The organism is Bacillus sp. FAU18, assembly GCF_056033885.1.
On sequence record NZ_JBVYHZ010000003.1, the window covers coordinates 1,769,619 to 1,796,560 of the forward strand.

33 protein-coding genes are annotated in these 26,942 nt (G+C 42.0%); 8 read left to right on the forward strand and 25 right to left on the reverse strand.

Going from position 1 to position 26,942, the window contains the following annotated elements; genetic code table 11:
* Nucleotides 1-8 precede the first annotated feature (8 nt).
* Nucleotides 9-389, reverse strand: a complete 381-nt coding sequence (mgsR, locus tag AC0OMU_RS09415) for a transcriptional regulator MgsR (protein WP_003230147.1) — start codon at nucleotides 387-389, stop codon at nucleotides 9-11.
* Between the two features lie 231 nt (nucleotides 390-620).
* Between mgsR and AC0OMU_RS09420 the strand changes: the two genes are divergently transcribed.
* Entirely contained in the window at nucleotides 621-866 is a 246-nt protein-coding gene (locus AC0OMU_RS09420; RefSeq protein WP_003226300.1) for a DUF2626 domain-containing protein, read from the forward strand.
* A 39-nt stretch (nucleotides 867-905) separates the two neighbouring features.
* Here AC0OMU_RS09420 and AC0OMU_RS09425 read toward each other — a convergent pair whose 3' ends face one another.
* Nucleotides 906-1,541 (reverse strand): MBL fold metallo-hydrolase, encoded by a 636-nt coding sequence (locus AC0OMU_RS09425; RefSeq protein WP_014480263.1) that lies wholly within the window; start codon nucleotides 1,539-1,541, stop codon nucleotides 906-908.
* A gap of 156 nt (nucleotides 1,542-1,697) precedes the next feature.
* Here AC0OMU_RS09425 and AC0OMU_RS09430 point away from each other — a divergent pair, with 156 nt between their 5' ends.
* The gene (locus AC0OMU_RS09430) at nucleotides 1,698-1,871 is read left to right on the forward strand and encodes a DUF2759 domain-containing protein (protein WP_003230141.1); all 174 of its coding nucleotides are present in this window, start codon (nucleotides 1,698-1,700) and stop codon (nucleotides 1,869-1,871) included.
* 31 nt (nucleotides 1,872-1,902) lie between these two features.
* Here the strand turns inward: AC0OMU_RS09430 and AC0OMU_RS09435 are convergent, their stop codons facing one another.
* The 12 genes from AC0OMU_RS09435 to AC0OMU_RS09490 form a co-directional block, all read right to left on the reverse strand.
* Nucleotides 1,903-2,217: an MTH1187 family thiamine-binding protein gene (locus AC0OMU_RS09435; protein ID WP_003230139.1), complete on the reverse strand. Its 315-nt coding sequence runs from the start codon at nucleotides 2,215-2,217 to the stop codon at nucleotides 1,903-1,905.
* 2 nt (nucleotides 2,218-2,219) lie between these two features.
* The gene (locus tag AC0OMU_RS09440; RefSeq protein ID WP_015483435.1) at nucleotides 2,220-3,275 is read right to left on the reverse strand and encodes a YqgU-like beta propeller domain-containing protein; all 1,056 of its coding nucleotides are present in this window, start codon (nucleotides 3,273-3,275) and stop codon (nucleotides 2,220-2,222) included.
* Nucleotides 3,276-3,342: 67 nt separating this feature from the next.
* Nucleotides 3,343-4,473, reverse strand: coding sequence for a M14 family metallopeptidase (locus tag AC0OMU_RS09445; RefSeq protein ID WP_474241190.1), 1,131 nt, complete (start codon nucleotides 4,471-4,473; stop codon nucleotides 3,343-3,345).
* 82 nt (nucleotides 4,474-4,555) lie between these two features.
* Complete coding sequence (locus AC0OMU_RS09450) at nucleotides 4,556-6,472, reverse strand: LTA synthase family protein (RefSeq protein WP_474241113.1); 1,917 nt, start codon at nucleotides 6,470-6,472, stop codon at nucleotides 4,556-4,558.
* Nucleotides 6,473-6,588: 116 nt separating this feature from the next.
* A complete protein-coding gene (gene glcK, locus AC0OMU_RS09455) occupies nucleotides 6,589-7,554 on the reverse strand; it encodes a glucose kinase GlcK (protein WP_130572563.1) in 966 nt (321 codons plus the stop codon).
* Nucleotides 7,555-7,564: 10 nt separating this feature from the next.
* The gene (locus tag AC0OMU_RS09460) at nucleotides 7,565-7,780 is read right to left on the reverse strand and encodes a YqgQ family protein (protein ID WP_004399107.1); all 216 of its coding nucleotides are present in this window, start codon (nucleotides 7,778-7,780) and stop codon (nucleotides 7,565-7,567) included.
* A gap of 109 nt (nucleotides 7,781-7,889) precedes the next feature.
* Nucleotides 7,890-9,413 (reverse strand): rhomboid protease YqgP, encoded by a 1,524-nt coding sequence (gene yqgP, locus AC0OMU_RS09465; RefSeq protein WP_474241114.1) that lies wholly within the window; start codon nucleotides 9,411-9,413, stop codon nucleotides 7,890-7,892.
* A gap of 89 nt (nucleotides 9,414-9,502) precedes the next feature.
* Complete coding sequence (locus tag AC0OMU_RS09470) at nucleotides 9,503-9,676, reverse strand: hypothetical protein (protein ID WP_003230126.1); 174 nt, start codon at nucleotides 9,674-9,676, stop codon at nucleotides 9,503-9,505.
* A 66-nt stretch (nucleotides 9,677-9,742) separates the two neighbouring features.
* Nucleotides 9,743-10,306 (reverse strand): 5-formyltetrahydrofolate cyclo-ligase, encoded by a 564-nt coding sequence (locus AC0OMU_RS09475; protein ID WP_474241115.1) that lies wholly within the window; start codon nucleotides 10,304-10,306, stop codon nucleotides 9,743-9,745.
* Between the two features lie 84 nt (nucleotides 10,307-10,390).
* Nucleotides 10,391-10,540, reverse strand: coding sequence for a 50S ribosomal protein L33 (rpmG, locus tag AC0OMU_RS09480; RefSeq protein ID WP_003153056.1), 150 nt, complete (start codon nucleotides 10,538-10,540; stop codon nucleotides 10,391-10,393).
* Between the two features lie 83 nt (nucleotides 10,541-10,623).
* Nucleotides 10,624-11,703, reverse strand: coding sequence for a glycosyltransferase family 4 protein (locus tag AC0OMU_RS09485; RefSeq protein ID WP_474241116.1), 1,080 nt, complete (start codon nucleotides 11,701-11,703; stop codon nucleotides 10,624-10,626).
* The gene (locus AC0OMU_RS09490; protein ID WP_072175540.1) at nucleotides 11,700-12,170 is read right to left on the reverse strand and encodes a hypothetical protein; all 471 of its coding nucleotides are present in this window, start codon (nucleotides 12,168-12,170) and stop codon (nucleotides 11,700-11,702) included. The genes AC0OMU_RS09485 and AC0OMU_RS09490 overlap by 4 nt, the downstream gene beginning before the upstream one ends.
* Nucleotides 12,171-12,350: 180 nt before the next feature.
* On the opposite strand from AC0OMU_RS09490, the gene AC0OMU_RS09495 reads away from it, so the two are divergent.
* Nucleotides 12,351-12,704, forward strand: a complete 354-nt coding sequence (locus AC0OMU_RS09495) for a hypothetical protein (RefSeq protein WP_003245993.1) — start codon at nucleotides 12,351-12,353, stop codon at nucleotides 12,702-12,704.
* Nucleotides 12,701-13,165: an endolytic transglycosylase MltG gene (locus tag AC0OMU_RS09500; RefSeq protein WP_014480272.1), complete on the forward strand. Its 465-nt coding sequence runs from the start codon at nucleotides 12,701-12,703 to the stop codon at nucleotides 13,163-13,165. Before AC0OMU_RS09495 ends, AC0OMU_RS09500 begins: the two co-directional genes overlap by 4 nt.
* A 28-nt stretch (nucleotides 13,166-13,193) precedes the next feature.
* Here the strand turns inward: AC0OMU_RS09500 and pstB (AC0OMU_RS09505) are convergent, their stop codons facing one another.
* The 9 genes from pstB (AC0OMU_RS09505) to AC0OMU_RS09545 form a co-directional block, all read right to left on the reverse strand.
* Nucleotides 13,194-13,976, reverse strand: coding sequence for a phosphate ABC transporter ATP-binding protein PstB (pstB, locus tag AC0OMU_RS09505; RefSeq protein WP_014480273.1), 783 nt, complete (start codon nucleotides 13,974-13,976; stop codon nucleotides 13,194-13,196).
* Between the two features lie 10 nt (nucleotides 13,977-13,986).
* Nucleotides 13,987-14,796, reverse strand: coding sequence for a phosphate ABC transporter ATP-binding protein PstB (gene pstB, locus AC0OMU_RS09510; RefSeq protein ID WP_015384102.1), 810 nt, complete (start codon nucleotides 14,794-14,796; stop codon nucleotides 13,987-13,989).
* Nucleotides 14,797-14,816: 20 nt separating this feature from the next.
* A complete protein-coding gene (pstA, locus tag AC0OMU_RS09515; protein ID WP_003230103.1) occupies nucleotides 14,817-15,701 on the reverse strand; it encodes a phosphate ABC transporter permease PstA in 885 nt (294 codons plus the stop codon).
* On the reverse strand, nucleotides 15,701-16,630 hold the full coding sequence (gene pstC, locus AC0OMU_RS09520; protein WP_015714268.1) for a phosphate ABC transporter permease subunit PstC: 930 nt from the start codon (nucleotides 16,628-16,630) through the stop codon (nucleotides 15,701-15,703). The genes pstA and pstC overlap by 1 nt, the downstream gene beginning before the upstream one ends.
* A gap of 68 nt (nucleotides 16,631-16,698) precedes the next feature.
* Complete coding sequence (locus tag AC0OMU_RS09525) at nucleotides 16,699-17,601, reverse strand: phosphate ABC transporter substrate-binding protein (RefSeq protein ID WP_015384104.1); 903 nt, start codon at nucleotides 17,599-17,601, stop codon at nucleotides 16,699-16,701.
* 155 nt (nucleotides 17,602-17,756) lie between these two features.
* The gene (pbpA, locus tag AC0OMU_RS09530; RefSeq protein WP_015483440.1) at nucleotides 17,757-19,910 is read right to left on the reverse strand and encodes a penicillin-binding protein 2A; all 2,154 of its coding nucleotides are present in this window, start codon (nucleotides 19,908-19,910) and stop codon (nucleotides 17,757-17,759) included.
* A 113-nt stretch (nucleotides 19,911-20,023) separates the two neighbouring features.
* Nucleotides 20,024-21,316 carry an MFS transporter gene (locus AC0OMU_RS09535; RefSeq protein ID WP_003230095.1) on the reverse strand — a complete coding sequence of 431 codons (1,293 nt, stop codon included), beginning with the start codon at nucleotides 21,314-21,316 and terminating at the stop codon, nucleotides 20,024-20,026.
* 106 nt (nucleotides 21,317-21,422) lie between these two features.
* The gene (gene sodA, locus AC0OMU_RS09540) at nucleotides 21,423-22,031 is read right to left on the reverse strand and encodes a superoxide dismutase SodA (protein WP_004398583.1); all 609 of its coding nucleotides are present in this window, start codon (nucleotides 22,029-22,031) and stop codon (nucleotides 21,423-21,425) included.
* A 178-nt stretch (nucleotides 22,032-22,209) separates the two neighbouring features.
* Nucleotides 22,210-22,692 carry a DUF456 domain-containing protein gene (locus tag AC0OMU_RS09545; RefSeq protein ID WP_015483441.1) on the reverse strand — a complete coding sequence of 161 codons (483 nt, stop codon included), beginning with the start codon at nucleotides 22,690-22,692 and terminating at the stop codon, nucleotides 22,210-22,212.
* 109 nt (nucleotides 22,693-22,801) lie between these two features.
* Between AC0OMU_RS09545 and AC0OMU_RS09550 the strand changes: the two genes are divergently transcribed.
* The 3 genes from AC0OMU_RS09550 to ispG all read left to right on the forward strand — a co-directional run bounded on the left by AC0OMU_RS09550 (nucleotide 22,802) and on the right by ispG (nucleotide 25,213).
* On the forward strand, nucleotides 22,802-23,563 hold the full coding sequence (locus AC0OMU_RS09550; protein ID WP_474241117.1) for a DUF1189 domain-containing protein: 762 nt from the start codon (nucleotides 22,802-22,804) through the stop codon (nucleotides 23,561-23,563).
* A gap of 94 nt (nucleotides 23,564-23,657) precedes the next feature.
* The gene (locus AC0OMU_RS09555; protein WP_474241118.1) at nucleotides 23,658-23,957 is read left to right on the forward strand and encodes a LysM peptidoglycan-binding domain-containing protein; all 300 of its coding nucleotides are present in this window, start codon (nucleotides 23,658-23,660) and stop codon (nucleotides 23,955-23,957) included.
* Between the two features lie 122 nt (nucleotides 23,958-24,079).
* Entirely contained in the window at nucleotides 24,080-25,213 is a 1,134-nt protein-coding gene (gene ispG, locus AC0OMU_RS09560) for a flavodoxin-dependent (E)-4-hydroxy-3-methylbut-2-enyl-diphosphate synthase (RefSeq protein ID WP_010886567.1), read from the forward strand.
* Nucleotides 25,214-25,238: 25 nt separating this feature from the next.
* On the opposite strand, the gene AC0OMU_RS09565 is transcribed toward ispG, so the two are convergent.
* Entirely contained in the window at nucleotides 25,239-25,628 is a 390-nt protein-coding gene (locus AC0OMU_RS09565) for a DUF308 domain-containing protein (RefSeq protein WP_010886568.1), read from the reverse strand.
* A gap of 132 nt (nucleotides 25,629-25,760) precedes the next feature.
* Between AC0OMU_RS09565 and AC0OMU_RS09570 the strand changes: the two genes are divergently transcribed.
* A complete protein-coding gene (locus AC0OMU_RS09570) occupies nucleotides 25,761-26,342 on the forward strand; it encodes a nucleotidase (protein ID WP_003246215.1) in 582 nt (193 codons plus the stop codon).
* A gap of 42 nt (nucleotides 26,343-26,384) precedes the next feature.
* Here the strand turns inward: AC0OMU_RS09570 and zur are convergent, their stop codons facing one another.
* Nucleotides 26,385-26,822: a zinc uptake transcriptional repressor Zur gene (gene zur / locus AC0OMU_RS09575; RefSeq protein WP_004398578.1), complete on the reverse strand. Its 438-nt coding sequence runs from the start codon at nucleotides 26,820-26,822 to the stop codon at nucleotides 26,385-26,387.
* Between the last annotated feature and the right edge of the window lie 120 nt (nucleotides 26,823-26,942).

The following is a 26,942-nucleotide window of genomic DNA, read 5'->3' on the forward strand; positions in this document are numbered from 1 at the left end:
GTTTTTCATCATGCAGATTGATGAACCGTTTTCTTCTTCGATAACTTCAACAGTTCTCCCGGGTTATAACCAATCACCAGCTTTTTGTTGTCTACTAGAATCGGGCGTCGCAAAAGCTTCGGCTTCTCGATTAAAAGTTCCAGCACCTCATTTACCGTCATTTCTTCAATGTTTAAATTTAAATTTTTGAAAGTCTGGCTTCTTGTCGCCAAAATTTCATCAATTCCTTCTGTCGTTAACGATAAAATGTACTTTAATTCTTCTCTTGTCGGGGTTTCTCTGAATAAGTGCCGTTCGTTAAATTCAATTTGATGTGCTTTAAGCCAATGTTTTGTTTTTCGGCATGACGTGCAGCTTGGATATGAGTAAAAAGTTAATTGTTGTTCCATTCGTTTTTTCCTCCTCAGTTAACCATCTCTTTGTAGAATAACTACCCGGATCATTTTTCATTTAAACCATTTACAGAACTTTTTTCGGATTATTTTTTAAAAAACATTCATACAATAGAAAACACAATCAAAGGGACAAATTCCATTTGTATATTAATAATGAAAATGTTTACATTTCTAGGTGTGATCTATTATAATAACAGTCAGAGGGACTCTCGGGAGGGGATAAAAATGAATCGCATGTTCCGGGTGTTAGGATTTTGGACGGGAATTTTTGCAGTCATGTTTTATTTAGGTGATATGAAAGATGCTTCCCTTTTATTTTTTGGACAGACGATCTTATTTGTGTTTCTATCGTATTTGAACTTAACCGAACGCATGTATATTTATATTTTTGGCGCTTATTTAACAATTTTCTTCGCCGGCTTTACATATTACTCAATTTTTATTATGGTGCCCGGCGGCGGAGGTCATTAAATGCAGAAAGAGACAAACCTTATCGGTTTGTCTCTTTTTTTACAATGAAAAACCATTTAAAAACGGATTTTGGTCCTGCTCAGTCAGTACGTCTGTTTCAGGTCCATGGCCGCTTAACACCAGCGTGTGTTCCGGAAGCGTAAGCAGTTTTTCATGAATGGACGTCAGCAGCGTCTCTTGATCGCCGCCTATTAAATCCGTACGTCCTATACCGCCTTGGAACAAAACATCACCGGAGATGACCAAGTCTGCATCTTTCACGTAGTAAGACACACTGCCTGGTGAATGTCCCGGCGTAAATAATGTTTCCAAATGAAACGGCCCGATATTCAACTCACCGTCACCTTCAATTAGATGATCTGCAGGCTTAGCTGTGACTTCTATCCCTCGCAGCATGCCGGAGCCGTTTAAAGAAGCATCCGTAAGCCAATTTTTTTCATTTTGATGCAGGTAAACAGGGATATCCCATTTTTCTCTCACTTCATCAAGCGCCCCAATATGGTCAAAATGGGCATGTGTAAGCAAAATGGCTAAAGGCGTCAGCCCTTTTTCTTTTATGTATTGATTGATTTTATGTCCCTCGCCGCCCGGATCAAAAATCAGGCATTGATCATCACTGATGAGAAAATATGCGTTCGCTTGAATCGGCCCTACTGGCATTCGTCTCCATTTCACTATTATCACCTCTTTCTTTTTTATGCTCTTATTATGAGGGTTTTTTAAAAAAGATTCAAACAATCGCATTGAAAACGCTATCGACAAACCTATAAAAAACGGGTAGAATAAAACTGGAAAGAATTGCAGGTTTTTCAATGTAAAGGGGGCTGTGTTATGTTACTTGTCGTGATTTTCGGCCTTGTCGCTCTTTTCGCTTTATGGGGAGTCTTGCGTTCTGTTAGAAATAAAAATATACTCGGGTTTTTATTAGCCGGTGCCACCTTATTTGTCTTTGGATGGTTTACCGTGATGACCGTAATAAACAGCGGGTATCCAACCGCACATTAAAACCTGTATCCGATCGGATACAGGTTTATTTTTATGGCTGTAAATGTTTATTGACACTTTCTATTTTGCTCTCAAGCGTCGTTTTTTTGTCACGCCTGTCATCGATACGGATATTCGTTGCCACTCTGTGCAATCCTTTTTGAAATGGCGCTTCGTGAATTGCCTGAATGACTGCAAAAAGGTCACTGAGTTCTCCCTCGATCAGCGTATTCATCGGTGTCAGCTGATATTTGATTTTCCCTTCTGCTTGATATCCTTCTAATATCTTTTGCACATCGGCTACGTAAGCACTGACACTGGGTGTTTCCGTACCGATTGGGATAATGGTTACATCTGCGATAGCCATCGTTATTCCATCTCCTTTTGATCAATGATAAGTTGCTTCGTTTCATGTGATTTCAATAAAATAATTTGCTCAAAATGAAAGCCGTATAACGCATATTTCCCGTTCGGAGATATTTGAATCGGCTCCATTTCCCGCAGAGACACAAGATCTTTTGTCTCTCCCGATGCTACATTAACTGCTGCGAGCTTATATGCATCGCCGCTTTGTTTGAATGTATAAAACAGGCCTTCTGCTTCATCATAGTCATACTCCATTGGAGCCAAACTTGTATATTTCGCTTGGAGCGGCCATTTCGCTGTAACAGGTGATGTTGATTGCGGCGTTTTAAACTGATACGTCCCTTTTCCTCCGGAAGCTGATTTGACAGTAAAACTCATTTGATGGAAAGAATCGAAGAATAGAACGTCATCCTCAAGCTTCTGTTCCGTCTTAGAAGCTGTATCGAACGTATATAAAGGCCCTGCTTTATCGTCTCTTCCCTCTTTTACATAATCAAATGTATTTTTGGATGTCCAATGAATGAACGGAACCTGTACTGGACTTAAGAAAGATTCGTCTTTTTTAGCATTCACCTGATATGTATGGAAATCCCAGTTCTCATTGAATTCCGTAACCATCATTTGATAAGGATCATACTGATTCCAAGCAGCCTCAAGCTCATACGTTTCGTAATCTTTTTCGTAAAGCGTCTCCCCTTCTGCATTAAGCAAAACCACTGCCGTCTTTTGGCTATGTGTGATTTGCAGCAGAATCATCTGCTCCCTCGCATTGATTTGAACATCAACGATTTGACCATCCGTTTGATAGAGCTTTTTCGCTTTGCCTGTAAAGATGCGGTACGCAAAAAGCTCTGTTTTCGTCGGATTAGACGCAGTATATAATATTGTGCTGTTATTCAGCCAGCCTTCCGCCCCATCCGCTTTTTCCGCGGAAAGCGGTATGATGTCTTTTTTCTCATCTTTTGCCGCCGATGCCTGTTTTTGCTGCTGATGAGATGGTTCGCATGCCGATAGACTAAACAGCAATACCGTCAGCAGAATAAAACAAACTGATCTCATCAGCATTCCCCTCCGATCATCTTTATTCTCTCATATTTGCTTCGGCAGAAAAAAGAAAAAGTTTCAGTTACTCATGAAAAAATAACGCCCTCCACAAGATGCCGTTTGTGGCGTTATATATGTGTGAAAACTGCTGCAACGGCAAAGGATTTTGGCCTTTTCCAAGTTCCACCGTATACCCTTCCTTAAAATAATGGTGAATAAACCAATCACGAAATCCAGCATAGCTGTCTATATCCCTTACTCCCTTATAAATGTTCCCGCTTAACTCCTCAAAATCCTTTATGACGGCAGCAGATTCCTCAGGCTCAAGGCCTTTATAGCCCCAATAAATTTCTTCTCCTTGAGTATGAAGAGCCAGCAGTCTGTCAGGCGGATTCTCCGTGATCAGCCGGTACATCGCAATAGATTCCGGCTCCGTAAGTGGAGAGATTCCCGGAAAATCGCGGTAGCTGGGTGCTGTCGGTTTTCGGTATTTTTCAATTTCCCATAATGATGGAAATTGTTTATTTAAATCAACCCCGTTTATATTCGCCTTCCATTCATTAAAATTCGGACGATGTTCATTTAGCCTTTCGAGCTCATCTCTTCTGGCTCCCATGACTTCTGATCCGTTTAAAACAAGATCAACGCCATCCGGATTGACAAGAGGAACGAGGGATAAGGATGTGCTGTTAAACAGCTTTATGGGAGAAAAGCCAAAGAAAGGCGAATTGCAGCATAATGACATACAGTATTCCTTAAACCATTTTAGCAGGACAGACGTTGTAATCCACTCATTCGCATGAAATGACGCGTTCATATGGACCTTTTTTACGGCATGCTCCCCACCAGCCTTCAGTTCCCAGATAGGCCTGCCGAGTACAGAACGGCCAATTTCCCGGCATGAGACAAACGGAAAAACATCAATAATCTTCTTTATTTCCTTTTCAACAGCTGAATCATCATAGATTTTCTCTTGCTCAATCCAGCTATCAGAAAGTTCCAGCTGCCGAGGCTGTAAAAAGCGCTTTATATCCTCAATGGTTTGAAGCTCTTTGCCGCTATGCTCCTCTATCACATAACCAGGGCAATACAATTGATGTTTTTGTGCGGAGCGATTTGCACTTTTAAGCAATTCCTCGTCTATCTTCAGTTCTTTCGCCACTCTGGCCAAATTGTTCTTGATCGCAGGTTTCACCGTAATAAACGCCATCATCATCCCCCTTTTTTGTTACTATATGACAGCGTATTTAAAAAAAGAAAGCCTCCCGCTCACTTTGACGCGGGAGACATTGTGATTACGATGCCTGATCAAGCATGTGTTTTTCTTTCCGTTTTGACGAATTGTCCAGCCTTTTCTGGTCATAAAATCGCAACAAATCCCCATAAATGATTTCATCAGAAAGTGATAGCTCCTGTTTTGCTTTATCAGCAAATGCTTCACATTGTTTTGTCTCTTCTAACGGTTTTCCCGTCTCTTTGTCATAACACGCACCGTCTGTATAAACAACCTGATCTGTGATAAAGCTCCCGTCCCGGAGCACCGTAAAGTCCAGTTTTTCGTCTGAAAGCAGATCGTTGCCGAATTGAATTTGATCTTTCGTATCAATCCCTAAAAGATTCATCAGCGTCGGCCTGATATCAATCTGCCCGCCTACTGTTTCAATGGTTTGCGGCTTTTTATCAGTAATACCCGGAATATGAATGACCAGCGGCACTTTTTGGAGCTGTACCTCTTCAAATGGGGTTATTTCTTTTCCTAAAAACTGCCCCATCGCTTCATTATGGTTTTCTGATATACCATAATGGTCACCATATAATACAATAACAGAGTTGTCGTATAATCCGTCTTCCTTCAGCTTTTCGATAAACCGTTTTAGCGCCTCATCCTGATAACGCACTGTCGGAAAATATTTATTTAGCGTCTGGCTGCTTGAATCATATTCATCAATCAATTGATCCTCTTCATCAAGATCAAACGGGAAGTGGTTCGTCAGTGTAATCAGCCTCGAGTAAAACGGCTGAGGCAGATTTTTCATCAGCTCTGAAGACTGCTCAAAAAATTCTTTATCCTTCAGTCCCCAGCCGACTGAATTTTCGTCAGTTACATCATACGAGTTAATATCAAAAAACGAATCATATCCAAATGAGTCGTACATTAAATCACGATTCCAAAAGCTCTTATTATTAGCGTGGAGCACCGCTGAATAGTATCCGCTGTTTTTCAAAATTTCAGGAGCGGCCATATATTGATTGCCCGCATTCGTAAAAAACACGGCACCTCGTCCAAGCGGATACAGTGAATTGTCCACGATAAATTCAGAATCCGAGGTTTTCCCCTGGCCTGTTTGGTGGTAAACATTATTAAAGTTGTAGCTCTGTTTTATAAAGTCATTCAGAAAAGGCGTGATTTCTTCTCCATTCAATTTTTCATTAATCACGAAGCTTTGCGTCGACTCTAAGGATACGAGAATGACGTTCCTTCCTTTTGCAGCGCCGAATAAGCGTTTGTTGGCACCCTTCGCATTAGCGGTTACGTAGTTTTCAATTTCCGTCAGGCTGTTGCTGTCTGCCAACGCTCTCTGTGCAGATTGCTTTGACTGAAGAACGCCATCATAAATATGAAAATTAAACAGGCTAATGTTTTTAACAAGCATTTCTCTGTCAAATGAGCGTGTCAATAGCTGAGGTCTTTCCGCCTCAGACAAGCCCAGGTTGAAGAAATAAACAGAAGCAACGAACAAAAAATAAGCCGCCCGTTCATTTTTCGTTGAGGGAATGTCCGATTGAAAAGCTTTTTGCCGGATGTGAAGCCATATTAAAACCGCAATATCTACAGCTAATAGGAGGTCTGTCGGCTCAAGAAGTGTTCCGATGCTGCTTCCGAGATCACCCATATTGCTCGTTTGAAAAAGAACAGGGATTGTTAAGAAATCATTGTAAAAACGGTAAAAAACCATATTTGCCAGCAATACAAACGTGACAAGACAGCTCATCGCGATAATGTAGCGATTTCTGTTTTTGCCTTTTAAAAACAGGCTGAGGCCAAAAATAAGCAACAAAAAACTCAATGGGTTGATAAACAGAATAAATTCCTGTGTTAGATTGTCGATTTTAATATGAAAACTGGTTTTGTAAACAGCATACGTTTTCAGCCACATCAATAAAATGGCAATCAGCATAAATGAAATCTTCGAAAAAAACGTTTTTCGCATTTCAACCTCCTATGCAGCACGCTCAAAAAATCAGTCTATTTCCCAACATTCTCATTAACACATCAAATTAAATCTTAACCTGAGCACAACAAAAAATCAATTTCATTTACACAATTTTAACAATTTTGATGTTTCAGCCATTCATTTTTAGCGATCCAAGCGCCTCCGATAACGCCGGCATCATTTCCAAGTGCTGCGATTGAAATATCAGCAGCTTGGGCCGCCCGCGGAAACGCGCATTTGCGGAATGTTTTCTCAACTTTTGATCTCAGCAGTTCTCCGGCTCTCGATACGCCGCCGCCAAGAACGATTTTGGATGGATTAAGCGAGCTTGCCAAATTTCCGAGCACCAAACCAAGGTGCTTGGCTACATAATCAACCACCTCAAGGGCAATTTCATCATTTTCACCCGCCGCTTCAAACACATCCCGCGCTGACAATTGTTCGGTTGCTTTTAAACGTGTCGTCTTTTTAGCATTTGCTATTTTTTCTTTTGCAATTCTTACAATTCCGGTTGCTGACGCAATTGTTTCGATACAGCCCGTTTTGCCGCAGTTGCAGGGCGCTCCGCCTTCAGGGATGCTGCAAATATGGCCGATTTCTCCGCCGGCGCCATTTATGCCATGTACAATTTCACCATTTGCAATGATGCCGCCGCCAACTCCTGTGCCAAGCGTCACGAGAATGACGTCTTTTGCGCCATCACCCGCTCCCTTCCACATTTCCCCGAGCGCAGCAATATTCGCGTCATTTTCTATAACAGCTGGGATGCCGGTTTCTGTCTCCAGATGGTTTTTTAAAGCATAATTTTCCCACCCTAGATTTACTGTTTCATAAACAACTCCTGCCGCCATATCAACAGGGCCTGGTGCACCCATTCCGATGTATTTGATGATGTGCTTCGGTTTTTGCAGCTCATCCAGCTTGCTGTCGATTGTTTTTGCAATTGTGACAGTAATCGTGTCGCCGGTTTTATCAGTCGGAACTTCCCACTTATGCTGAATTTCGCCATATTGATTAATAAAAGCGAGTTTAATCGTCGTTCCTCCCAGGTCAATGCCCGCAAACCATATCTCGTCCATTTTTATCACCTTAGCCTTTATAAAAATCTCTTCCGTTTTTTGTTTGTTCCAATTCTTTTCGAAGGACAGCTGCCGCTCTGGCCCACTGCTCCTTTTCAATCATGTGGTTCATGTATAATTCCTTTAATTCATCCAGCATAAACTCAATTTCAAGCTCTCTGTCTCCAAAATAAACAATGTGGCCAAACGTTTTTAACAGCTGCTGCACATCATAAAATGTATTCATTTTCCTCACCATTTCTTGAACTTAACTATCATAAGCGTATTCATAAGGAAGCGGTCAGTCAAGAAGAAAACGCTGACAAAAAAGCCAGCTTCCTTTCCATATTCCACCTTTATGATTCTTTATTATTTTCAATATGTTGCTGAAGCTCCTTGTAGCGCTGCTCCTTCGGCTCCAATTTTAAAGCCAGCCTGATGGCCTTTTCTGCTTGTGCAAGCTCATTTTTTTCCGCATACAATAAGGCTAAATAGTAATATGAGGCATGGTCTTTAGGTTCTTTTTTCACTGCTCGTTCCAAAAGGGAAACCGCCTGATCATTTTCGCCGATTTTAATATCAGAAACAGCAAGAATTTTCAAAAGATCGGCAGAGGCATCTTTTTGCGCTGCTTCTCCGTTCAGCAATTCTGTTACTTCTTCATACTTTCCTTCCTGATACAGCTCGCTTGCCTGCTGAATCAGCGCTGACTCCTGGTGTGAAGGCGAATGCAATCCGTAATATAAAAATCCGGCAGCCAAAGCAATCAGCAAAACCGCTGACAACAATCTTTTTCCAAAGGCTCTGGCTTTGGGCAACCCCAATGCCGCTGCAGCGAAAAAGCCGCCAATCAAGCCGCCGATATGTCCTGAATTATCAATATTCGAAACTGCAAAACCAAAGCCCAGATTGATGATAATAATGACAATAATATTGGTTCCTATGGTTCTTAAAAACATTTTTCGATTAGACAAAGCAACATACAGTAATGCACCTAAGCATCCGAATATGGCTCCTGATGCCCCTGCCGAAGGATACGGGCTGAACACAAAACTCGCAATCGAACCCGTAATGCCAGCAGCCAGATAAATCAGCAAAAACCTGCCCGATCCATACATCCGCTCAACCGCTGTACCAACCGACCATAAAGCCAGCGTATTAAAAGCTAAATGCGCTATGCCGATGTGAAGCACAATGGGTGTCAGAAGCCGCCACCATTCTCCTTGTGCAATCAGGCTGTTTTCTTTTGCTCCAAAAGCCACCAGCGTCTCCGTATTAGTGCTGCCTCCGTTTATTTCGAGCAAGAAAAACATCAGGATCTGAAGCGCAATAAATAAATATGTAAAAATCGGTTTTCCGTTTTGAAAAACCGCCGCTTCAGTTTTTCTCTGTTCTTCTTGTTTCAGCACTAGCGAAAGGAAGCGTTCTCGCGCCATTTGCGCATTTTCAAACGAAGCGTGTTCCTCTGAACAATCTTCTGTACGAAATGATGGAAAAACCGCTTGAAGATCATCTCGAAGCATCGTTCCTCTAATGATCGCCGGCTCAACTGACACAGTTCCCTTCTCAAAAGTTTTTTTTGCAATCTCTTCCCAGTCATCAACAGGGGCTTCCGTTGAAAAAAACACATTCAGCAGCTTCATCCTTCGTCTGCCCAATTGATGTCTGACTCGTTCTACTCGTTCGGCCTGCTCTTCGATGTCTCTAACCATTTCTTGACGGAAATCAAGATCGTGCTTATATAGACGAACTAGATCATGAGAGGACTTGTCCGGCGCTTCCAACCATATTTCATCTGACTCACCGGCTTGTATGACGCCATACCCGCTATTCACCAGGTGCGCCGCAATTTTCCAATATGTATACTCCAGCAAAAACATGTTTACCGCTCCAATAGTTTTTTTTCATTATAACAGCTGGCGCTCCGAAACGCCTACTGAAAGCAAAAAATCCCGTTTTTCACGGGATTTTAGAAAGCTTGCTGTATAAACTTATTGCGGATAAATGGAATTCTTAAAAACAAATGGATAAAAGACCGCCTGATTCCTGGCTGGCTGAGTACAGTATTCATAAGACGGTAGCGATTTTGATAAAACATGACGGCAGAAACCGCGAAAATGGCATATATCAAAAGTTTTTTCATGATATCCCTCCTGCCAATAGGGTTTGTTATTCTACCTTATTTATTCTCGAATAAGGGACAGGAAAGTTATGAAAAACAAGAAATAATCCGATCCTCTGTTATCAGCTTATGTACCGGGATGTCATGCGGCAGACTGGGTACGTGCGCAAACAACTGGCACTCCAAAAGCAAAGAGACTGTCTTCCCTTCATATTCACTTAAATAGCGATCATAATAGCCGCCTCCAAAGCCGACCCTAAACCCGTTAACATCAAAACAAACACCTGGAACGATCATCAAGTCAATTTGTGATGGGTTTACTTCTTTTGTTTTTTCAATTACCGGCTCGAGCAGTCCGGCGTAAACGGTTTCGAGCTGATCATCAGTCTGATATGTGCGAAATTGCATTTTCTTCGTGTCCGGATGGCATTTTGGGATGCAAACTTGTTTTCCTTCTTCCCAAGCCTGCTCAATGACAGGACGCGTCGGTATCTCTAATCCTCTGGAAATAGTGACGGCAATGGTGCCGGCATTTTGCCACTCCGGCAGAGAAAACAAGTACTTATACATACGTTCCGTTTTTTGAAGCAGATCTTCATTTGATAAAGCAGACAGTGCCTCCAGCGTCTTTTTTCTTAATTTTGATTTCATCTCTCATCCCCCTCGGAATAGAAAAAAAGCCAGAACCTTTTTCAAAGCTCTGGCTTTTTTCTTACACCTCAAACAGCAAGGCTGTTATTTTGTTTCACGGTGTAACGTAGATTTTTTATCACGTGGGCAATATTTTTTAAATTCAACGCGGTCTGGATTGTTGCGTTTGTTCTTTTTAGAAATATAGTTACGCTCACCACATTCAGTGCAAGCCAAAGTAATATTAACGCGCATTATTTTCCCTCCAAACTAAAATCATTTACTTATTCAGACTTATATATAATACCACTATAATGGACGGAATGCTAGGCTGTTTTTCAATGAATTGCTGAATTATTGAAGATACGCTCATAAAGCTGCAAATATGATGACATAATGAGTCGGGGGTGGTGGAGCTTGAACACTTGTTGTCTGCCAGCTTCTTTTATCCGGCGGGCTTTTTCCCGGTCTTTTAAAAAACTGTCCAGCAGATCAGCCGCTTCCTGTACGAGCGTAAAATCAGCGATGACTGCCGTTTTGTCATGAACGGCATAGTCACAAAAACCACCCGACTGAGAAACGACAGTCAGCACACCTTGTTCCATGCTTTCTTGCGCGGCAAGCCCAAACGGTTCATAAGAACTAGGGAAAACAGCCATTTCACAGTGAGACAGTAACGTTCTGATGTCTTTCCTATTGAGAAACGGCAGGAACATGACGCGATCCTTCAGGTTATATGCCGCAGCCAATTTCTCATAGCAGGACAGAGACGGCCCCTCCCCAGCCAGCACTAGATAGAGGTCAGGCTGATGCTGCTTCAAGATGGCAAACACCTTTAACAGCTGCGAAAATCCTTTTTCCGGAACAAACCTTCCATATGAAAAGAGGAATCTTCTATTCATGCTTCTTGGGATTTTCCCCTTCTCTTCCTCCACCGATACAGGGCTCGGGATAACGGTTATTTTTTTATGTGCCGCCTTATTAAGAGACCGCTTCATAAATGTGCTTAATACGACCAAAGCATCAGCCGATTCTATAAGGAGCCGTTCGGTCATGAGCCTGTATGGGTGTGGGGCTTCTCGGCACACCTTCTTCCTTTCGCTTTCAAGGCCGTGGATTGTCGCAGCAAGCGGAAGGCCAAGCCGTTGTTTCAAATACTGGGCGGCAGGGGCTGTTGTGTCATCATGAGCATGAATCAGATCAAAGCGTTCATTGTGTGATAACACATGGCGAACCATTGTAAAGTTAGCATCAGCTATGTAATCTTCAAACTTCGCATAGGAAAACAACTGCCCGCTCGGAGTACAAACTGTAATGTTGATATGAGGGTTTAAATAGGAATTGAGGCGGTTTAAATGGACACCGAGCCCGCTTTTCGGCTCATCGGGATGTTCGGGTGAAAGCATGAGAATGTTCACCGTTCTTTTTCCCCTCTCCCATAACAGGTGTATGCAGAAAATTGCGCCTCCCAACTGGTGTGCGCTTCTTCAATCTGAAAACTGTTTATATGACGAATCCCATTTTCATCAAGATAGATGTCGTCTGTACCGGCAAGCTTGAGAGAGACATTCATTGAATTCACAATTCTGTATTCAGCCCGATATACAGCATCACCAGCCGCCTGTCTAATCGTCCATTCGCCTTTATCATACGTTGTGCGTTTTGTCCTGACAGCTTCAATGTCTTTTCTTTTGATGACAATGCGCAATTCTTTTATCATATCCTGCGTTTTTTCGAAAAGGACCGCTTCAGCCAGCCGCATTGTTTCTTCTGAGATTTCCCAGCTTACGGTCAGGGTGTGAGCGTTTTGAATGATCATGTCGAATGTGTCCCTAAAAAAGGCAAGCTTATGTCGTATATTATAGGGAAATGGGTGTTTATCCATGGACTCCTAACATTTCTCCTTTCCAATCGTTCACTTCGTGTTCCTATTAAACCATTACATAAAGAAGAAGCAAAGAAAGATTTCTCGACAAAATCTCGTTTTTTTCGCGAATTCCTTTAGAAACTATTGGTTTTATGGTATAAAAAAGAAGGATAAAAAAAGAATAGAAGGTGATGAAACGTGGAAATTGCTATTATTGCGTTGTTTATCGTCAGTATAGCGCTAATTGCATTCTCATATTCTCAAAGAGACCCGATGAAAGATGTAGAACAGGAACTCGAAACACTGCAGCTTTCTGCGATGCAGGAAATTTACAAGCTCAAAAAGAAAATGACAGTGCTTGAGGAAGAATTACTGGAAACAAACCTTGTCATTCGCAAATCAAAGCAGAACGACATCAATCAAAAAATCGCTAAACAAATACTTTCTAAATATAATAACGGTATGTCAGCTGAAGCGATTGCTAAAGCTGAGCATGTATCAGTGGAAGACGTGAATACGATTATCAAAGATAATGAGAAGGTGCTCGTATGACAAAACGGGGCATTCAGGCATTTGCTGGCGGCATCATTTTAGCGACAGCCGTTCTTGCAGCTGTTTTTTATCTGACTGACGAAGACCAGGCCGCTGCTGTAAAAGATAATAAAACAGTAACTGAACAAGACGTGAACAATTACCTTGATTCTAAAAAAATGGTTTCTGTGAACCGTGATGAATATCAAAAACTTCTTGATTCAAAAGAGAAATCGTTGACCGATGACAGCAGCTCAGACACGAAAACAGACAAAGTCAAAACGTACAAGCTCAAAATTAAAGATGGCATGAGCACTGCGGATGTATCTGCTATTCTTGAAAAAGAGGGCATTATCTCTTCGGCTCAAGACTTTAATGACTATGTCATTGATGCCGGCTATCACAAAGAAATTCGTGCCGGCGAGTTTAAAGTAAAATCAGACATGAGTTTCAAAAAGATCGTAAAAACGTTAACACGATAAAAAAACAGGCTGACTCAGCCTGTTTTTTTCATCCAAACTTTCCTGAAATGTAATCGAGCGTTCTTTGGTCCTTCGGGTTAGAGAACATTTTATTCGTATTGTCGCATTCAACAAGCTCGCCCATGTAGAAAAAGGCGGTTTGATCAGAAACCCTTGCTGCCTGCTGCATGTTATGCGTGACAATGACAATTGTGTATTTATTTTTCAGCTCTAGAATGAGTTCTTCAATTTTTCTCGTTGAGATTGGATCTAGTGCAGATGTCGGTTCATCCATCAACAAAATATCAGGATTGGTCGCAAGTGCTCTGGCGATGCAAAGACGCTGCTGCTGGCCCCCTGACAGCGAAAGAGCGGACGTATGCAATCGATCCTTCACCTCATCCCATAATGCCACGTCTTTTAATGACTTTTCCACAATTTCTTGAAGCTTCTTTTTATTTTTGGTGCCGTGGACTCTCGGTCCGTAAGCCACATTATCAAAAATAGATTGCGGAAACGGATTCCCTTTTTGGAATACCATGCCGATATTTTTTCGCAAATCCACGATGTCCACTTTATCCTTTAAAATGTTGCTGCCATTATAGTTCAGCTCACCTGCAAGCTTTACATTCGGCGTCATTTGAATCATTAAATTCAATGTCTTGATAAAGGTCGATTTCCCGCATCCGGATGGCCCGATAATCGCCGTAACCTCATTTTCATAAATGCTCAAATTGATATTTTTTAAAGCATGATGCTGTCCATACCATAAGTTCATTCCATTGACTTGATAGACTTCCTGTTTCATTACAGCTTCGGTAGCAATACTCATTGCCGCCCTCCTATCCGAATTTCCCGTTAATATAATCCTCTGTCTTTTGCTTTTTCGGACTCGTGAAAATCTGTTCGGTCTGTCCGTACTCTACAAGCTCTCCGTTTAAAAAGAATGCCGTCCGGTCAGAAACCCGCAGAGCCTGCTGCATATTGTGCGTGACAATAATAATTGAGTATTCTCTTTTCAATCCTGTAATTAATTCCTCTATTTTTGCATTTGAAATCGGATCAAGCGCTGAAGCTGGTTCATCAAGCAGAAGAACAGCCGGCTTCATCGCAAGCGTTCTCGCGATGCATAAACGCTGCTGCTGGCCGCCGGATAACGAGAGTGCTGATGAATGTAAACGATCCTTCACCTCATCCCAGAGCGCTGCTTTTGTTAAACTTTCTTCCACAATTTCATCTAAAACGGCTTTATTCCGCTCTCCGGCATATTTCAATGCATGTGTGATATTCGCATAGATCGATTTCGGAAATGGATTTGGTTTTTGGAAAACCATTCCGATTTCTCTTCTCAAGCTGACAACGTTAATATTGCCGCCCAATATATTTAATCCCTCATAAAGGATTTCACCTTCCGCTCTTGCAGATGGAATTAAATCGTTCATTCGGTTAATATTTCTCAAAAAAGTGGATTTTCCGCATCCCGACGGCCCAATTAAAGCAGTCACCGCATTCTTTTCAATATCCATGTTTACATGATGAACCGCTTGTTTATTTCCGTAAAAAATAGACAGATCTTTGACTTCAAGCACGTGGTTCTGCTTCGGAACAATAACAGCTCGCTCAGGTTTTTCTTTTACCATTTGTTCAGACATGTTTTTCGCCTCTTTCCGTTCTAATTAGCCGTAAGCTTTTTGTAGATCATCGTGCCAAGCCATCTCGCTGCGAGATTAAACACAAGAACAGAAATCACCAGCACGGCAGAACCACCGTTGGCAATCGCTTCAGCATCCGGAATCATTCCTTGTGTATTGACGTTCCAAATGTGGACCGCAAGTGTTTCAGCGGGCCTGAAAATATTAAGCGGTGATGTTTCCGAAAACGGGTTCCACTCCGTAAAATTAAGACGCGGTGTTGTCAGGCCTGCCGTAAATAATAATGCGGCCGCTTCCCCGAACACCCTTCCTGACGCTAAAATTGCTCCTGTGATAATAGAAGGAATCGCACTTGGAATCAAAACCGTTTTTACGGTATGCCAGCGTGATACACCTAAAGCGAGAGAGGCTTCCTTCAGATCTTTAGGGACTGAACGGATCGCGTCTTCTGTCACACGCACCATGACAGGAAGGTTAAAAACAGTTAACGCAAGCGCCCCGCCTATGATCGTATATCCCCAGCCTGTTAAGTTGACAAACATCAATAATCCAAACATCCCAATGACAATAGACGGAAGAGATGAAAGCACCTCTATACATGTTCTGATGAAGTCAGTCACTTTGTTATTAGGCGCGTACTCAGCCATGAAGACTCCGCCGCCCACACCGAGCGGGATTGTAATCAGCATTGTAATAAACAAAATATAAAAGGAGTTAAACAGCTGATCTCGTATGCCTCCCCCAGCTGCAATGGCGCTCGATTTTGTTGTAATAAATTGAAAACTGAGCTGAGAAACACCGTTTATAATAATATAGGAAAACAAACCTACTAAAATGGCAGCGATAATGGCTGCACACAAACCAAACATTCCGGTCGCCAGTTTATCTGTTATTTTGCGGTTCATTACACTTTCCTCCTAGATGACAAGTAGCGAATAAGCAGGATGAACAAGAATGACATCACCAGAAGCACAAGCCCCATTGACCACAGCGTATTGTTTTCAACGCTTCCGTATGTGGTGTGGCCCATATTCAGCGTGATGATCGTTGTCAGCGTTCCCGCAGTGTCAAACAGGCTTTCCGGCAATACTCTTGTATTTCCAATGACCATCTGAACAGCCAAAGCTTCGCCGAACGCCCGAGCCATGCCTAACACAACAGCTGTCATCAATGTTGGAAAAGCTGCAGGCACAAGTACTTTTCTGATCGTCTGCCATCTTGTCGCACCAAGCGCGTAAGAACCCTCTCGTAAACTCTTCGGAAGAGAAGCCATTGCATCAGCAGAAATCGATGTGATCGTCGGCAGAATCATGACGGAAAGGACAATCGTTCCCGCCAATAAACTGTGCCCTGTTCCGCTCGATTTGAACTGGGCGATAAACGGCACCAATACTGTAAGACCTATGAATCCATAAACAACAGATGGAATACCGACTAAAAGCTCAATCACCGGCTGCAGCACTTTCTTTCCCCAATTCGGGGCAATCTCTGTCATAAAAATCGCACCTGCAATGCCAAGCGGCGCAGCGATTAGAGCAGAAAGAATCGTTACTGCAAATGAGCCAAAAATAAATGGCAGCACTCCGTATTTCGGATCAGTATCTGTAGGATTCCAATTTAAGCTCGTTAAGAATTCAATTGGGCTTACACCATTTACAAGAAAAGATTGCAGCCCCTTCACGCCGAGGAAAATGGTGATTGCAACAGATGCCGCAATCATAATCAGTGCACATGCTGTTACAATCATTCTTCCCCGAACTTCATCCAATTGCCGATTTTGCCTTGAGCTGATTAAACGCTCGCTCACAGACATATTTTCTCTATTGTTTATCATTGTTTTACACTCCTATGAATGTGTTAAGAGGAGAAACGGTTGTCCCCGCACTCCTCTTTTTATTAAGATCAGCTTTGCTTCCCGTTGGCATCGCGTGTCACTTTCATATCAGTAACCGGAATGTAGCCTTGGTCAGTAACAATGCTTTTTTGAATGTCTTCACTCTTTAGATAATCAAGAAATTCTTTAGCTAAACCTGTCGCTTCACCTTTTGTATAAGAATGCTGATAAGCCCAGATCGGATACTCGCCAGTTGCTACATTTTTCGCTTCAGGTTTAACACCGTCAATAGATAGAGCAGTTACTTTGTCATCTGTTAAATATGAGAATGCAAGATATCCAATCGCTCCCGGAGTATCAGCAATGATCTTTTTCACCGTGTTGGAGGAATCTTCAGTAATGCCTTCTGCAGGCTCCGCTCCGTCAAGCGCATATTTCACAAATGTAGCACGTGTGCCAGAAGAATCAGGACGGTTTACAAGTGTAATCTTTTGGTCTTTGCCGCCGAGCTCTTTCCAGTTTTTAATTTTGCCAGTGAAGATTTTTTTCAATTCTTCTTTTGAAATATCCTTCACACCAGCATCAGGGTTTACAGCTGCTGCCATACCAACTACAGCGACTTGATGATCGACAAGCGCTTTTGCATCGATGCCTTCTTTTTCTTCAGCAAAAACGTCTGAATTCCCGATCTGAACAGCACCTTCAGAGACTTGAGAAAGCCCTGTTCCAGAACCGCCAGCTTGTACCTGTATATCAGCATCAGGGTTTTCTTCCATAAATTTTTCCGCGGCTGCAAGTACTAGTGGCTGCATAGCCGATGAACCAGAAATGGTTAAAGAACCTGATGCCTTTTCTTCTCCTTTTGCAGAATCGCTATTCGATTTTTTACTTTCTCCTGCATTTCCGCATGCAGCTGCAATCATCATAAAAGCAGCCATCAGAAGCATAAGCATCAATTTGTTTTTTTTCATTTCCTGAATTCCCCCTGCGTATAATGTGTAATTTGTCCTACACGTATAGAGTAAAGGTTCTATGTAAAAAGGGTTTGAACCGAATGTTAAGGTTTTGTAAATCAGTGCGTTTTTTTGTATAAAAAAAAACGCCCACATCATGTGAGCGTTTCTTTTTAGTTATCAGAAGACGTTGTGTTTTCTGCATTTTCTTCAATTTTGTCTTTATTCTTTTGCTGAGTATCTTCTTTGTCCTGCTTCGATTTCAGCTCAAAATATTTATCCATTACTTCCCTGCCGATTTCGTTTGTAATGGTATATTTAGCGCTGTAATCAATATAAGCCCAAGGGACTACTACAGAGATTGCAATCTCAGGATTATCAGCCGGTGCATAGGCGACAAGTGTCGTATTATAAGTCGATGTTCCTGTTTTTGATTTATCAGGTCCATCATAGAACGATTGTGCTGTTCCTGTTTTACCGGCAGGCTGATATGACGCTGAAGCAAATTGGCTGGCAGCTGTCCCTTTTGTCATCACCCGTCTGAATCCGGCCTGAACCTCTTTAATGTATTCACTCTTCATGTCGATTTTATTCAGCACTTCCGGCTGAACGGATTGTACGACAGCACCGATCCCTCTTTTAGCATCAGGTTCTCTGACTTCCTTTACAAGCTGAGGCTTTAAGCGATATCCGCCGTTTGCAATCGTTGATACGTATTGCGCGAGTTCCAGCGGTGTATACGTGTCGTATTGGCCGATCGCATAGTCAAGCAAGAATCCCGTCAATCTGTCTGTTCCTTTATAGCCTGTCATTTCATTCGGAAGATCAATTCCAGTTTTGACACCCAGTCCAAATTGGCTGAAGTAATTACGGAACGTATCAAAGGCCGTCGTATCAATCGGTAAAGCCTGGTGCGGTTTATATTCACCTTTTCCGAGCGCGATCGCAGTTTTAAACATAAATACGTTGGAAGACTGCTCTAAGGCTCTTTGAATATTGACCGGTCCTAAGTTAGTCCATGACTTTTTACCGCGTTTATCCTGACTGCCGATATACAATGGTTCATCTTGAAAAACAGTATTCAGATTAATAGCTCCGGTTTGAAGGCCTGTCAAGACTGTTGCGCCTTTGACCGCTGATCCCATGGCATAAGATGACGTCATTGTACCTAAAGCGTAATCATCAATTTTATATTTCCCATTTTCTTGTTTAATCTGCTTGCCCGCCATTGAAAGCACTTCACCGTTTCTTGGGTCCATCATGACAACGAATGCACGGTCTAACAATTGCGTGCTTGGTCTTGCTTTAGCAGATTTGAGGTTCTTCTCAATGATTTTTTCCACTTCTTTTTGCAAATCAATGTCAATCGTAAGCACGAGATCTTTACCGGCTTTGCCTTCAGATACCGTTTTTGTTCCCGTGACATTGCCGTTTGAATCTGTGATATTTTCGACTTTGGCTTTTTGGCCCTGCAGAAGGCTTTCATATTGGTATTCCAAATAGCTTTTTCCGACCCTGTCATTACGGCTGTAGCCAAGCGACAGATAATGGTCGAGCAAGTTGGACGGCAACCCTTCATTAGAGCTGGAAACACTTCCGAGCACTGAGCGAAGAAGGTTTTTATACGGATATTCACGTTCCCAATCGGACGTGACATCAACACCTGGCAGTTCGTCTAAATGTTCACTTACCACTGCCATTTCCTTCGCTGATACATCTTCGTTTTTGATATATTGAGGGGTCAATGCATAGCCCGAATCCATCTGTCTTTTGATAGCGAGGATCTGCATATCTTTATCCGTTAATTCATTCAGCTGCTTATCAGTAATCCGTTTTAGCTGAAGCTGGTATAAATCGTCATCGGATATTTTTTTGTCTTCAACCTGCTGTCTTTCTTTAGAGCTAATGAGCTTTTTCGCTTCTTTCGGTCTAGTCAAAATCCAATAATCTTTTTTATCCCGTTCTGTTACTTTTTTTGTATCGACTTTGATCATGTCAGACAGCTTTTTTGCGATCTTTAAGCGCTGTTCTTGCGTGGTCGATTTAGATCTCGTGTATGTGATTGCATTTAAAGCCTTATTTGTCACAATGGCATTAAAGTTTCGATCATAAATTTTCCCGCGTGGTACCGCTGAGCTGACTTCACTTTGTTCCTGCTTATTCGCTTGGTTTTTGTAATCATCGCCTTGCACGATCTGCTTGATGCCCAGTTCCACAATAATCCAGGTAAATATAACAAAGGCAGCTAAAAATAAAATATTCAGCCGGATCGGAAGCGACTTCTTTTTCTCTTTATGATTTTGCTTTTTTGGTTTATTTCTCCTCATAACATCACCTTTTCTATTTACAGAAAGAAAAGACACTCAAGTAAGAGTGCCAGTTTTCATTTTAAAGGTTTTTTCGACTTTTTTCTACAGATAACCCCTTTTTGGCAAAAAAATTATCTCTCGCCTTTTAACAGGGTCGGTTCTGTTACCCGTTTTTGGCCGTCTTCTTCCATGGTTTCATTTTCCCCTTCTTTCTCCTTAAAACGGATATCCTTGACAAAGTAATAAATCAAAGGATGTCCTATACCCAATATCGCAAGTGACAAAGGAATTCCCACATCCTCTTTCAGAAGGGCCACGATCAGGAGAAAGCACAAAATGGAAACAATTCTGCCGGCGTTCAAGAACATTTCTCTAAGCACGATATATTCAATTCTTGCTTTTCTTGCATGCCTCGCCCGCCCTATCACATCATATGTAAGTGATACATATGGCACAAGCAACAGAGGATAGCCGATGGCAATAAAAACGCCGTACGTTAATAATGTCGAAAAGCTCATATGAAACAAAATCAAAAACAGCGCGCCATACAAAATAAGTCCGCCCAGCAAAATCGATTTTTTTCTTGCCTTTTTCTTAATCAGCCTGGATGCAAAGTAGTAGGCAAAGAAGGAAACAGCTGAATTGACAAGACCGAATGTACCGAGAGCAAGTTCGCTGTTTGTCTCAATAAATACAAACACACTGATTAAAAAGACAAAAATCCCTTCTCTCAAACCCTGAAAAAAATGCGCATTCGTGATTCTCCGCCAATTCATATTGCTATGGCGCTCTCCAAATACTTTGCTCAGCATAAAACGGCCCTTTGATTCTCTCCGTTTTAAGAAAAAGCTCATCACGACAGCCAGGGCAAATAAACTGAGGGAGAGACTGAAAATCACTGTATAACCCGTATTATTTTCAAGCCTTGAGATCACGAATCCGGCTACAATCGGGCCGATCATTCCTGCAGAGGAAGACAGAATGCCCATAAACCCGTTGAAAAAGTCTCGCGTATCCGGCTCTGTTATTTCAAAGGTCAGCACGTTAAACGCTAGCCAATAAAAGCCATAGCCCACTCCGAGCACCGCGCCTATTAGCACGAGGCGGCTGGCCGCCGTTTCTCCGGCTAAAAGCACACTTAAATAAAAGGCAGCTAAAAAAATGACGCCGAACCTTAAAATAAATACCCTGTCTATTTTTTTGGCTAACCGTCCAGCCAAATAAAAGGTTATCGGCTGCATTGTCACAATGGATAAATTATATATCGCCAAATCAATAAATTTCCCTGACTGCTTCCAAAGATACACATTAACAAATGTATTGGACAGTGCAATTCCCAGCGAGTAAAGCCCGCCAATGGTCAGCAGAAAGAGTAACCCTTTGTTTACGTCTACATCGCCTATCACTTTTTTTAGTTTGCTCATTACTGACTCCCCTTTACTATCCCTTAGTCTGTCTCACTCAAACCGAGATATGTAAAAAGAAGACATAAAAAAACAAGGTCCCATAATGAGGACCTTGTTTGTGCCATTATTTTGCTTCGCTGTATAGACGAGCCACTTCGTCCCAGTTTACAACATTCCAGAAAGCTGAAATGTAATCAGGACGGCGGTTTTGATAGTTAAGGTAGTAAGCATGCTCCCAAACGTCAAGACCTAAGATAGGCGTTTTGCCTTCTGAAAGCGGAGAATCTTGGTTTGGCGTGCTTGTGATTTCAAGTTTACCGTTGTTCACAACAAGCCATGCCCAGCCAGAACCGAAGCGTCCAGCTGCAGCTGCTGCGAATTGCTCTTTGAATTTGTCAAAGCTTCCAAATACACTGTTGATCTCTTCAGCAAGCGCGCCAGTCGGTTCGCCTCCGCCGTTTGGAGATAAAAGTGTCCAGAATAATTTGTGGTTCGCGTGTCCGCCGCCGTTGTTGCGGACTGCAGTGCGGATGTTTTCAGGAACAGAATCAAGATCTGCAACAAGCTCTTCAACTGATTTGTTGGCAAGAGCAGTGTTTCCTTCAACCGCTTTGTTTAAATTTGTCACGTATGTGTTGTGGTGTTTCGTATGGTGAATAGTCATAGTTTCCTTGTCGATATGCGGTTCTAAAGCATCGTACGCATAAGGTAATTCTGGAAGTTCGTAAGCCATGATAATTCCTCCTTAGTATATATGTACTGAAATGCCGCTTCACAGCGAGCCTTTCTTCATTCAATGTAACAAAAGAATGCTTTGTAATCAATGAAAAAGCTCACGATTTGGCTCATTTCAGCGGACATACTTCACTTTAACCGATAATCTGCCCCATTAAACCTGCCGCCAGCATTTCTTATAGGACCGTCCATAAAAAGTATCCGATCATCAAAAGCTGTATGATGCCCTTGGCAATAACCCCTGTTAAAAAACCAATGAGTGAGCCGAGGCCAATTTTAAACGCTGACTTTAAGTCCTTCTGATGGACGATAAGTTCTGCGCAAACAGCCCCGATAAACGGACCCAATATGATCCCTGCAACCGGAATGACAAAAGGCCCGACTAATAAACCGATCGTGCTTCCCCATATGGCAGCTTTGCTTCCACCGAACCTTTTTACTCCAAGCAGATTCGACACGTAATCTGCTGCGAATAATACTGCGGCAAAAACTGCCTCAACAAGCCAGAACATATAAGAATACGGACTGAATGAAAATAAAAATCCGTACAATACAAATCCGGCAACAATAAATACTACGCTCGGAATAACAGGATACACCAGCCCGATAAAGGCAATGATAAAAACCGCTGCAATCAACAGCCAATACAACATATCCATAGCTTCCATCCTCCCATTTTACTCTGTCTTCTTCATGTCTTCCTTGTATTCACACGCATGCAACGATACAATAAGCAACATATATTAGTTTAGCTAGGAAGTGAAGATAGTGAATGTGTTTCAGCTTTTCATCAAAAGTACATACTCTCCCCGTGATATTGCAAAAACAAGATTTCAAGGAATCGGAAAAGCGATTCTTTATGTATTTTTGCTCTCTGTCCTGTTTGCAATCCCTACCGCTTATTATGTAAGTACAGGGACCGTAAAATCAATGAACGGCTTTAAAACTGTTTTAAACAAAGATTTCCCTGATTTCACAATTTCAAACGGCAAACTTCAAACGGATGAGAAAAAAGCCACGGAATCTCAAGCAAATGGTTTCGTTATCGTGTTCGATCCGACAGACTCCTATGGCACTGAACAAATTGAAGCAAAGCAAAACGCGATCGGCATCCTTCAGAACAAATTTGTTTTGGCCATTGACGGACAAGCCCAAGAAATGTCTTACTCAATGATGCCGTCAGAGTTACAGAAAAAAGATGTCATTGCAGGGTTAAACCAAAATAAAGCGATGATTGTCACTGTTCTCTCAGCTCTTATTTTTCTCATAACAGCAGCGGGAAAATTTATTGAAGTATCGTTTTTAGCGCTTATCGGGTTAATCATTAAGAATTCGCAGAAAAAACATTTATCCTATCATCAGCTCTGGAAGCTTTCTGCTTATTCCATCACCCTTTCAACTGTATTCTTTACAATCATGCGGGCATTAGAAGCAACCGTACCAAGTGAATTTTTGCTGAACTGGTTTGTCAATTTTGTCATCCTGTTTCTCGTTTTAAAAGAGATTCCGTCCAAAAAAGCTGCTGTATAAACCGAGGCTGCATTCGCAGTCTCTTTTCTTTTGTCATGAATCGAAATGGACAAGCATACTATGGTATAAAATTTCGTATGCGGGAGGAAAAGCGATGAAGCGTCTCACCTTAGTATGCAGCATTGTTTTTATACTTTTTATTCTTTTTTATGACCTTAAAATTGGAACCATACCCATTCAGGACCTCCCTGTCTATGAAGCATCAGCAAAAACGGCTGTACAAGAACCGGCTTATAAAACGGTGAATGTAAAGCAGGGTGATACGGTTATGTCGATAGTCGGATCAGCAGGTTCTCCGGATGACATTGTAAAGGATTTTGAAGCACTGAATCCAAATGTGAAAGCTAACGCCATTCAAGCCGGAACAGCGTATAAATTCCCGGTCTACCCTTAATTTAACGTTAATTTCTTGTCAGTTCGGCGAAGACACTGTTACAATGTAATTTGTAAAATAAATTCACATAAACCATACTAGAATTGTTATATCTAGAAGCGGCAACTACAATTAAGGAGCGATTGCAAGTGAGTGAAATCACACATCGTACAAAAACGCGTCCCGTCAAAGTGGGACCTTTAACAATAGGCGGCAACAATGAAGTTGTCATCCAAAGCATGACAACAACAAAAACACATGATGTAGAAGCAACGGTTGCGGAAATTAACCGTTTGGCTGAAGCCGGATGCCAAATCGTTCGGGTAGCATGTCCGGATGAACGGGCGGCAAACGCCATTGCGGATATTAAAAAGCGCATTTCCATTCCTCTCGTTGTTGACATACATTTCGATTATAAACTTGCGTTGAAAGCCATTGAAGGCGGCGCAGATAAAATCCGAATCAACCCCGGCAATATCGGCCGGCGCGAAAAAGTTGAAGCGGTTGTTAAAGCGGCCAAAGACAAAGGCATTCCGATCAGAATCGGAGTAAACGCCGGTTCATTGGAAAAACGGATTTTAGAAAAATACGGTTATCCGACTGCCGATGGAATGGTAGAAAGCGCACTTCATCACATTAAAATTCTTGAGGATCTTGATTTTCACGATATTATTGTCAGCATGAAGGCCTCTGACGTGAACCTTGCAATCGAGGCTTATGAAAAAGCGGCGAAAGCGTTTGACTACCCGCTTCACCTCGGGATCACCGAGTCAGGAACGCTGTTTGCCGGCACAGTAAAGAGCGCAGCAGGACTCGGCGCCATTTTAAGCAAAGGCATCGGGAACACCATGCGCATTTCACTAAGCGCAGACCCTGTAGAAGAGGTAAAAGTAGCAAGGGAGCTTCTGAAATCTTTCGGCTTAGCCTCCAATGCTGCCACGCTCATCTCATGCCCGACTTGCGGCCGTATTGAGATTGATCTAATCAGCATTGCCAATGAAGTGGAAGAGTATATTTCTAAGATAAAAGCGCCGATTAAAGTTGCTGTTCTCGGCTGCGCTGTAAACGGACCTGGTGAAGCGAGAGAAGCTGATATCGGAATCGCCGGCGCACGCGGTGAAGGACTGCTGTTCCGGAAAGGGAAAATTGTCCGTAAGGTTCCAGAGGAAACGATGGTAGAAGAACTCAAAAAAGAAATTGACATTCTTGCTGAGGAACACTACGCAAAACTTGAAGCTGAAAAAGCAAAATTAAAAGAAGAAACACAAAAAGCTTGACGGGAACCCGTCAAGCTTTTTTGTGTTAGAAAAATGGAATAATAAATATTCCAAGCACTAATGAAACGACACCGATACCCATTGCCCAGGCTCCAAGGCCTTGAGCACCTCTTCTTCTTGCGATATAGCCGACAATAATACCGGCAGCTCCCAATAAAACAGGCAGTACAAACAATGAAATGATGGACAAGGCTAAAGCGATGTACCCTATTCCCCGTCCTTCATTGACATTGCCGCCGCTGCGATCATTGTCTTGGTCATTGCTGCGGTCAGCAGCACGATAAGGCTCTGCGATTTCAGCAGCTGTTTCCTCAAAAAAACCGTCATTGTCGCGGGTAATATTTGTCCCTTCAGATCCATGATCAACATAGTAACTGTTGTTATCACGCTTTTCGTAATCGTTTGCCACCTTCAATTCCCCCTTCTGTTTTATTAAAGGAGCTTTTATAGTTTGATCCATTTTGCCTGATTCATGTTTGCTAAACTTTTCTGTTAATGTCAATTGTTTATGTTACACTTGAAGGGATGAAACTGAAGGAGTGTGGGCATGTTACGCTTAGGAATAGATATTGACGGCACAATCACGGCTCAGGATACATTCGTCCCTTATTTGAACCGTTCGTTTAATCTTTCCATTTCATTAAACGATATGACGGATTATGATTTAACAAAGCTGTTAAACATTACCCAGGAAGAATTTTGGGATTGGATGAATCAAAATGAAGCGATCATATATAAGGAAGCATTGCTTGCACAGCATGCGAAACAGTCACTTGATCTTCTCAAAGAGGAGCACAAGCTTATTTATATTACAGCGAGACGGACTCATTTAACTGATATTACCTATGAATGGTTTGACAGACAAAACATTCATTATGACCACATCGAACTCGTTGGCGGTCATCACAAAGTTGAAGCGGTCAAGAATCATAACATCGACCTGTTTTTTGAGGATCATCACGGGAACGCCATGATGATTGCGAAAGAAGCCGGGATACCGGTGATTTTGTTCAATTCCCCTTATAATCAGCTTCCGATTGATTCAAACATCATCAGAGTAAACAACTGGCTAGAAGCCGTTCAATGGATGAACAACAACAAACATCACTTAATACGTGTCAATAACTGAAAAAGGAGCCCAAACCGGGCCCCTTTTTCATATATACGCATTTTACGCAGTAGTGTTTTCTTGGTTTTCCGCTGTACAATCAGGGCATGTGCCATAAATCTCAAATTTATGCCCGCTGACCTGATAGCCATCCAAATCATCACAAAGCTTGTCCATCGGACATGATTCAATTTCCTTTGTTTTGCCGCAGGCAAGACAAATAAAATGATGGTGGTGATGGGTGAATGAACACTTAAATCGGAAGAGCTTTTCACCGGACAGCTCAGTTGTTTCCAAAATCCCAAGTTCTTCATATAAAGAAAGATTTCTGTAGATTGTATCAAAGCTTAAGCCTGGATAATCATCATTCAGTGCAGACAGTACGTTTTTAGCGGTAAGATATCTGTCTGAATCAGCAAAAAGCTGCAGCATATCCTCCCGTTTGTTTGTATATTTATATCCGTTTTCTTTTAGTAGGTTCAGCGCTTCTTGTACGTTCATGAAGGGTCCCCCTTTTCGCTTTGCTTAAGAACGTATCACATGTATGAAAAAGAAAATGGCAGCTGTCTGTCCAGCAAGCCATTTTCTTTACTGCAGATAAAATTATACCCATAAAATGAA

Bases quoted from the DNA above. Each gene is read 5' to 3' on its own strand.
- AC0OMU_RS09460 (WP_004399107.1), bottom strand. From the start codon at position 7,780: ATGAATACATTTTATGATGTGCAGCAGCTGTTAAAAACGTTTGGCCAC.
- AC0OMU_RS09525 (WP_015384104.1), bottom strand. From the start codon at position 17,601: ATGAAAAAAAACAAATTGATGCTTATGCTTCTGATGGCTGCTTTTATG.
- zur (WP_004398578.1), bottom strand. From the start codon at position 26,822: ATGAACGTACAAGAAGCGCTGAACCTACTAAAAGAAAACGGATATAAA.
- pstB (WP_015384102.1), bottom strand. From the start codon at position 14,796: ATGTCTGAACAAATGGTAAAAGAAAAACCTGAGCGAGCTGTTATTGTT.
- AC0OMU_RS09475 (WP_474241115.1), bottom strand. From the start codon at position 10,306: ATGAAATCAAAATTAAGAAAAAAGACGCTGGAGGCACTGTCTGCTTTA.
- pbpA (WP_015483440.1), bottom strand. From the start codon at position 19,910: ATGAGGAGAAATAAACCAAAAAAGCAAAATCATAAAGAGAAAAAGAAG.
- pstC (WP_015714268.1), bottom strand. From the start codon at position 16,630: ATGATAAACAATAGAGAAAATATGTCTGTGAGCGAGCGTTTAATCAGC.
- AC0OMU_RS09500 (WP_014480272.1), top strand. From the start codon at position 12,701: ATGACAAAACGGGGCATTCAGGCATTTGCTGGCGGCATCATTTTAGCG.
- mgsR (WP_003230147.1), bottom strand. From the start codon at position 389: ATGGAACAACAATTAACTTTTTACTCATATCCAAGCTGCACGTCATGC.
- pstB (WP_014480273.1), bottom strand. From the start codon at position 13,976: ATGAGTATTGCTACCGAAGCTGTAATGAAACAGGAAGTCTATCAAGTC.
- AC0OMU_RS09490 (WP_072175540.1), bottom strand. From the start codon at position 12,170: ATGGATAAACACCCATTTCCCTATAATATACGACATAAGCTTGCCTTT.
- AC0OMU_RS09545 (WP_015483441.1), bottom strand. From the start codon at position 22,692: ATGGATATGTTGTATTGGCTGTTGATTGCAGCGGTTTTTATCATTGCC.
- AC0OMU_RS09470 (WP_003230126.1), bottom strand. From the start codon at position 9,676: ATGAAAAAACTTTTGATATATGCCATTTTCGCGGTTTCTGCCGTCATG.
- AC0OMU_RS09445 (WP_474241190.1), bottom strand. From the start codon at position 4,473: ATGATGGCGTTTATTACGGTGAAACCTGCGATCAAGAACAATTTGGCC.
- glcK (WP_130572563.1), bottom strand. From the start codon at position 7,554: ATGGACGAGATATGGTTTGCGGGCATTGACCTGGGAGGAACGACGATT.
- AC0OMU_RS09555 (WP_474241118.1), top strand. From the start codon at position 23,658: ATGAAGCGTCTCACCTTAGTATGCAGCATTGTTTTTATACTTTTTATT.
- AC0OMU_RS09570 (WP_003246215.1), top strand. From the start codon at position 25,761: ATGTTACGCTTAGGAATAGATATTGACGGCACAATCACGGCTCAGGAT.
- AC0OMU_RS09440 (WP_015483435.1), bottom strand. From the start codon at position 3,275: ATGAGATCAGTTTGTTTTATTCTGCTGACGGTATTGCTGTTTAGTCTA.
- sodA (WP_004398583.1), bottom strand. From the start codon at position 22,031: ATGGCTTACGAACTTCCAGAATTACCTTATGCGTACGATGCTTTAGAA.
- yqgP (WP_474241114.1), bottom strand. From the start codon at position 9,413: ATGTTTTTGCTGGAGTATACATATTGGAAAATTGCGGCGCACCTGGTG.
- AC0OMU_RS09420 (WP_003226300.1), top strand. From the start codon at position 621: ATGAATCGCATGTTCCGGGTGTTAGGATTTTGGACGGGAATTTTTGCA.
- rpmG (WP_003153056.1), bottom strand. From the start codon at position 10,540: ATGCGCGTTAATATTACTTTGGCTTGCACTGAATGTGGTGAGCGTAAC.
- AC0OMU_RS09535 (WP_003230095.1), bottom strand. From the start codon at position 21,316: ATGAGCAAACTAAAAAAAGTGATAGGCGATGTAGACGTAAACAAAGGG.
- AC0OMU_RS09430 (WP_003230141.1), top strand. From the start codon at position 1,698: ATGTTACTTGTCGTGATTTTCGGCCTTGTCGCTCTTTTCGCTTTATGG.
- AC0OMU_RS09435 (WP_003230139.1), bottom strand. From the start codon at position 2,217: ATGGCTATCGCAGATGTAACCATTATCCCAATCGGTACGGAAACACCC.
- pstA (WP_003230103.1), bottom strand. From the start codon at position 15,701: ATGAACCGCAAAATAACAGATAAACTGGCGACCGGAATGTTTGGTTTG.
- AC0OMU_RS09450 (WP_474241113.1), bottom strand. From the start codon at position 6,472: ATGCGAAAAACGTTTTTTTCGAAGATTTCATTTATGCTGATTGCCATT.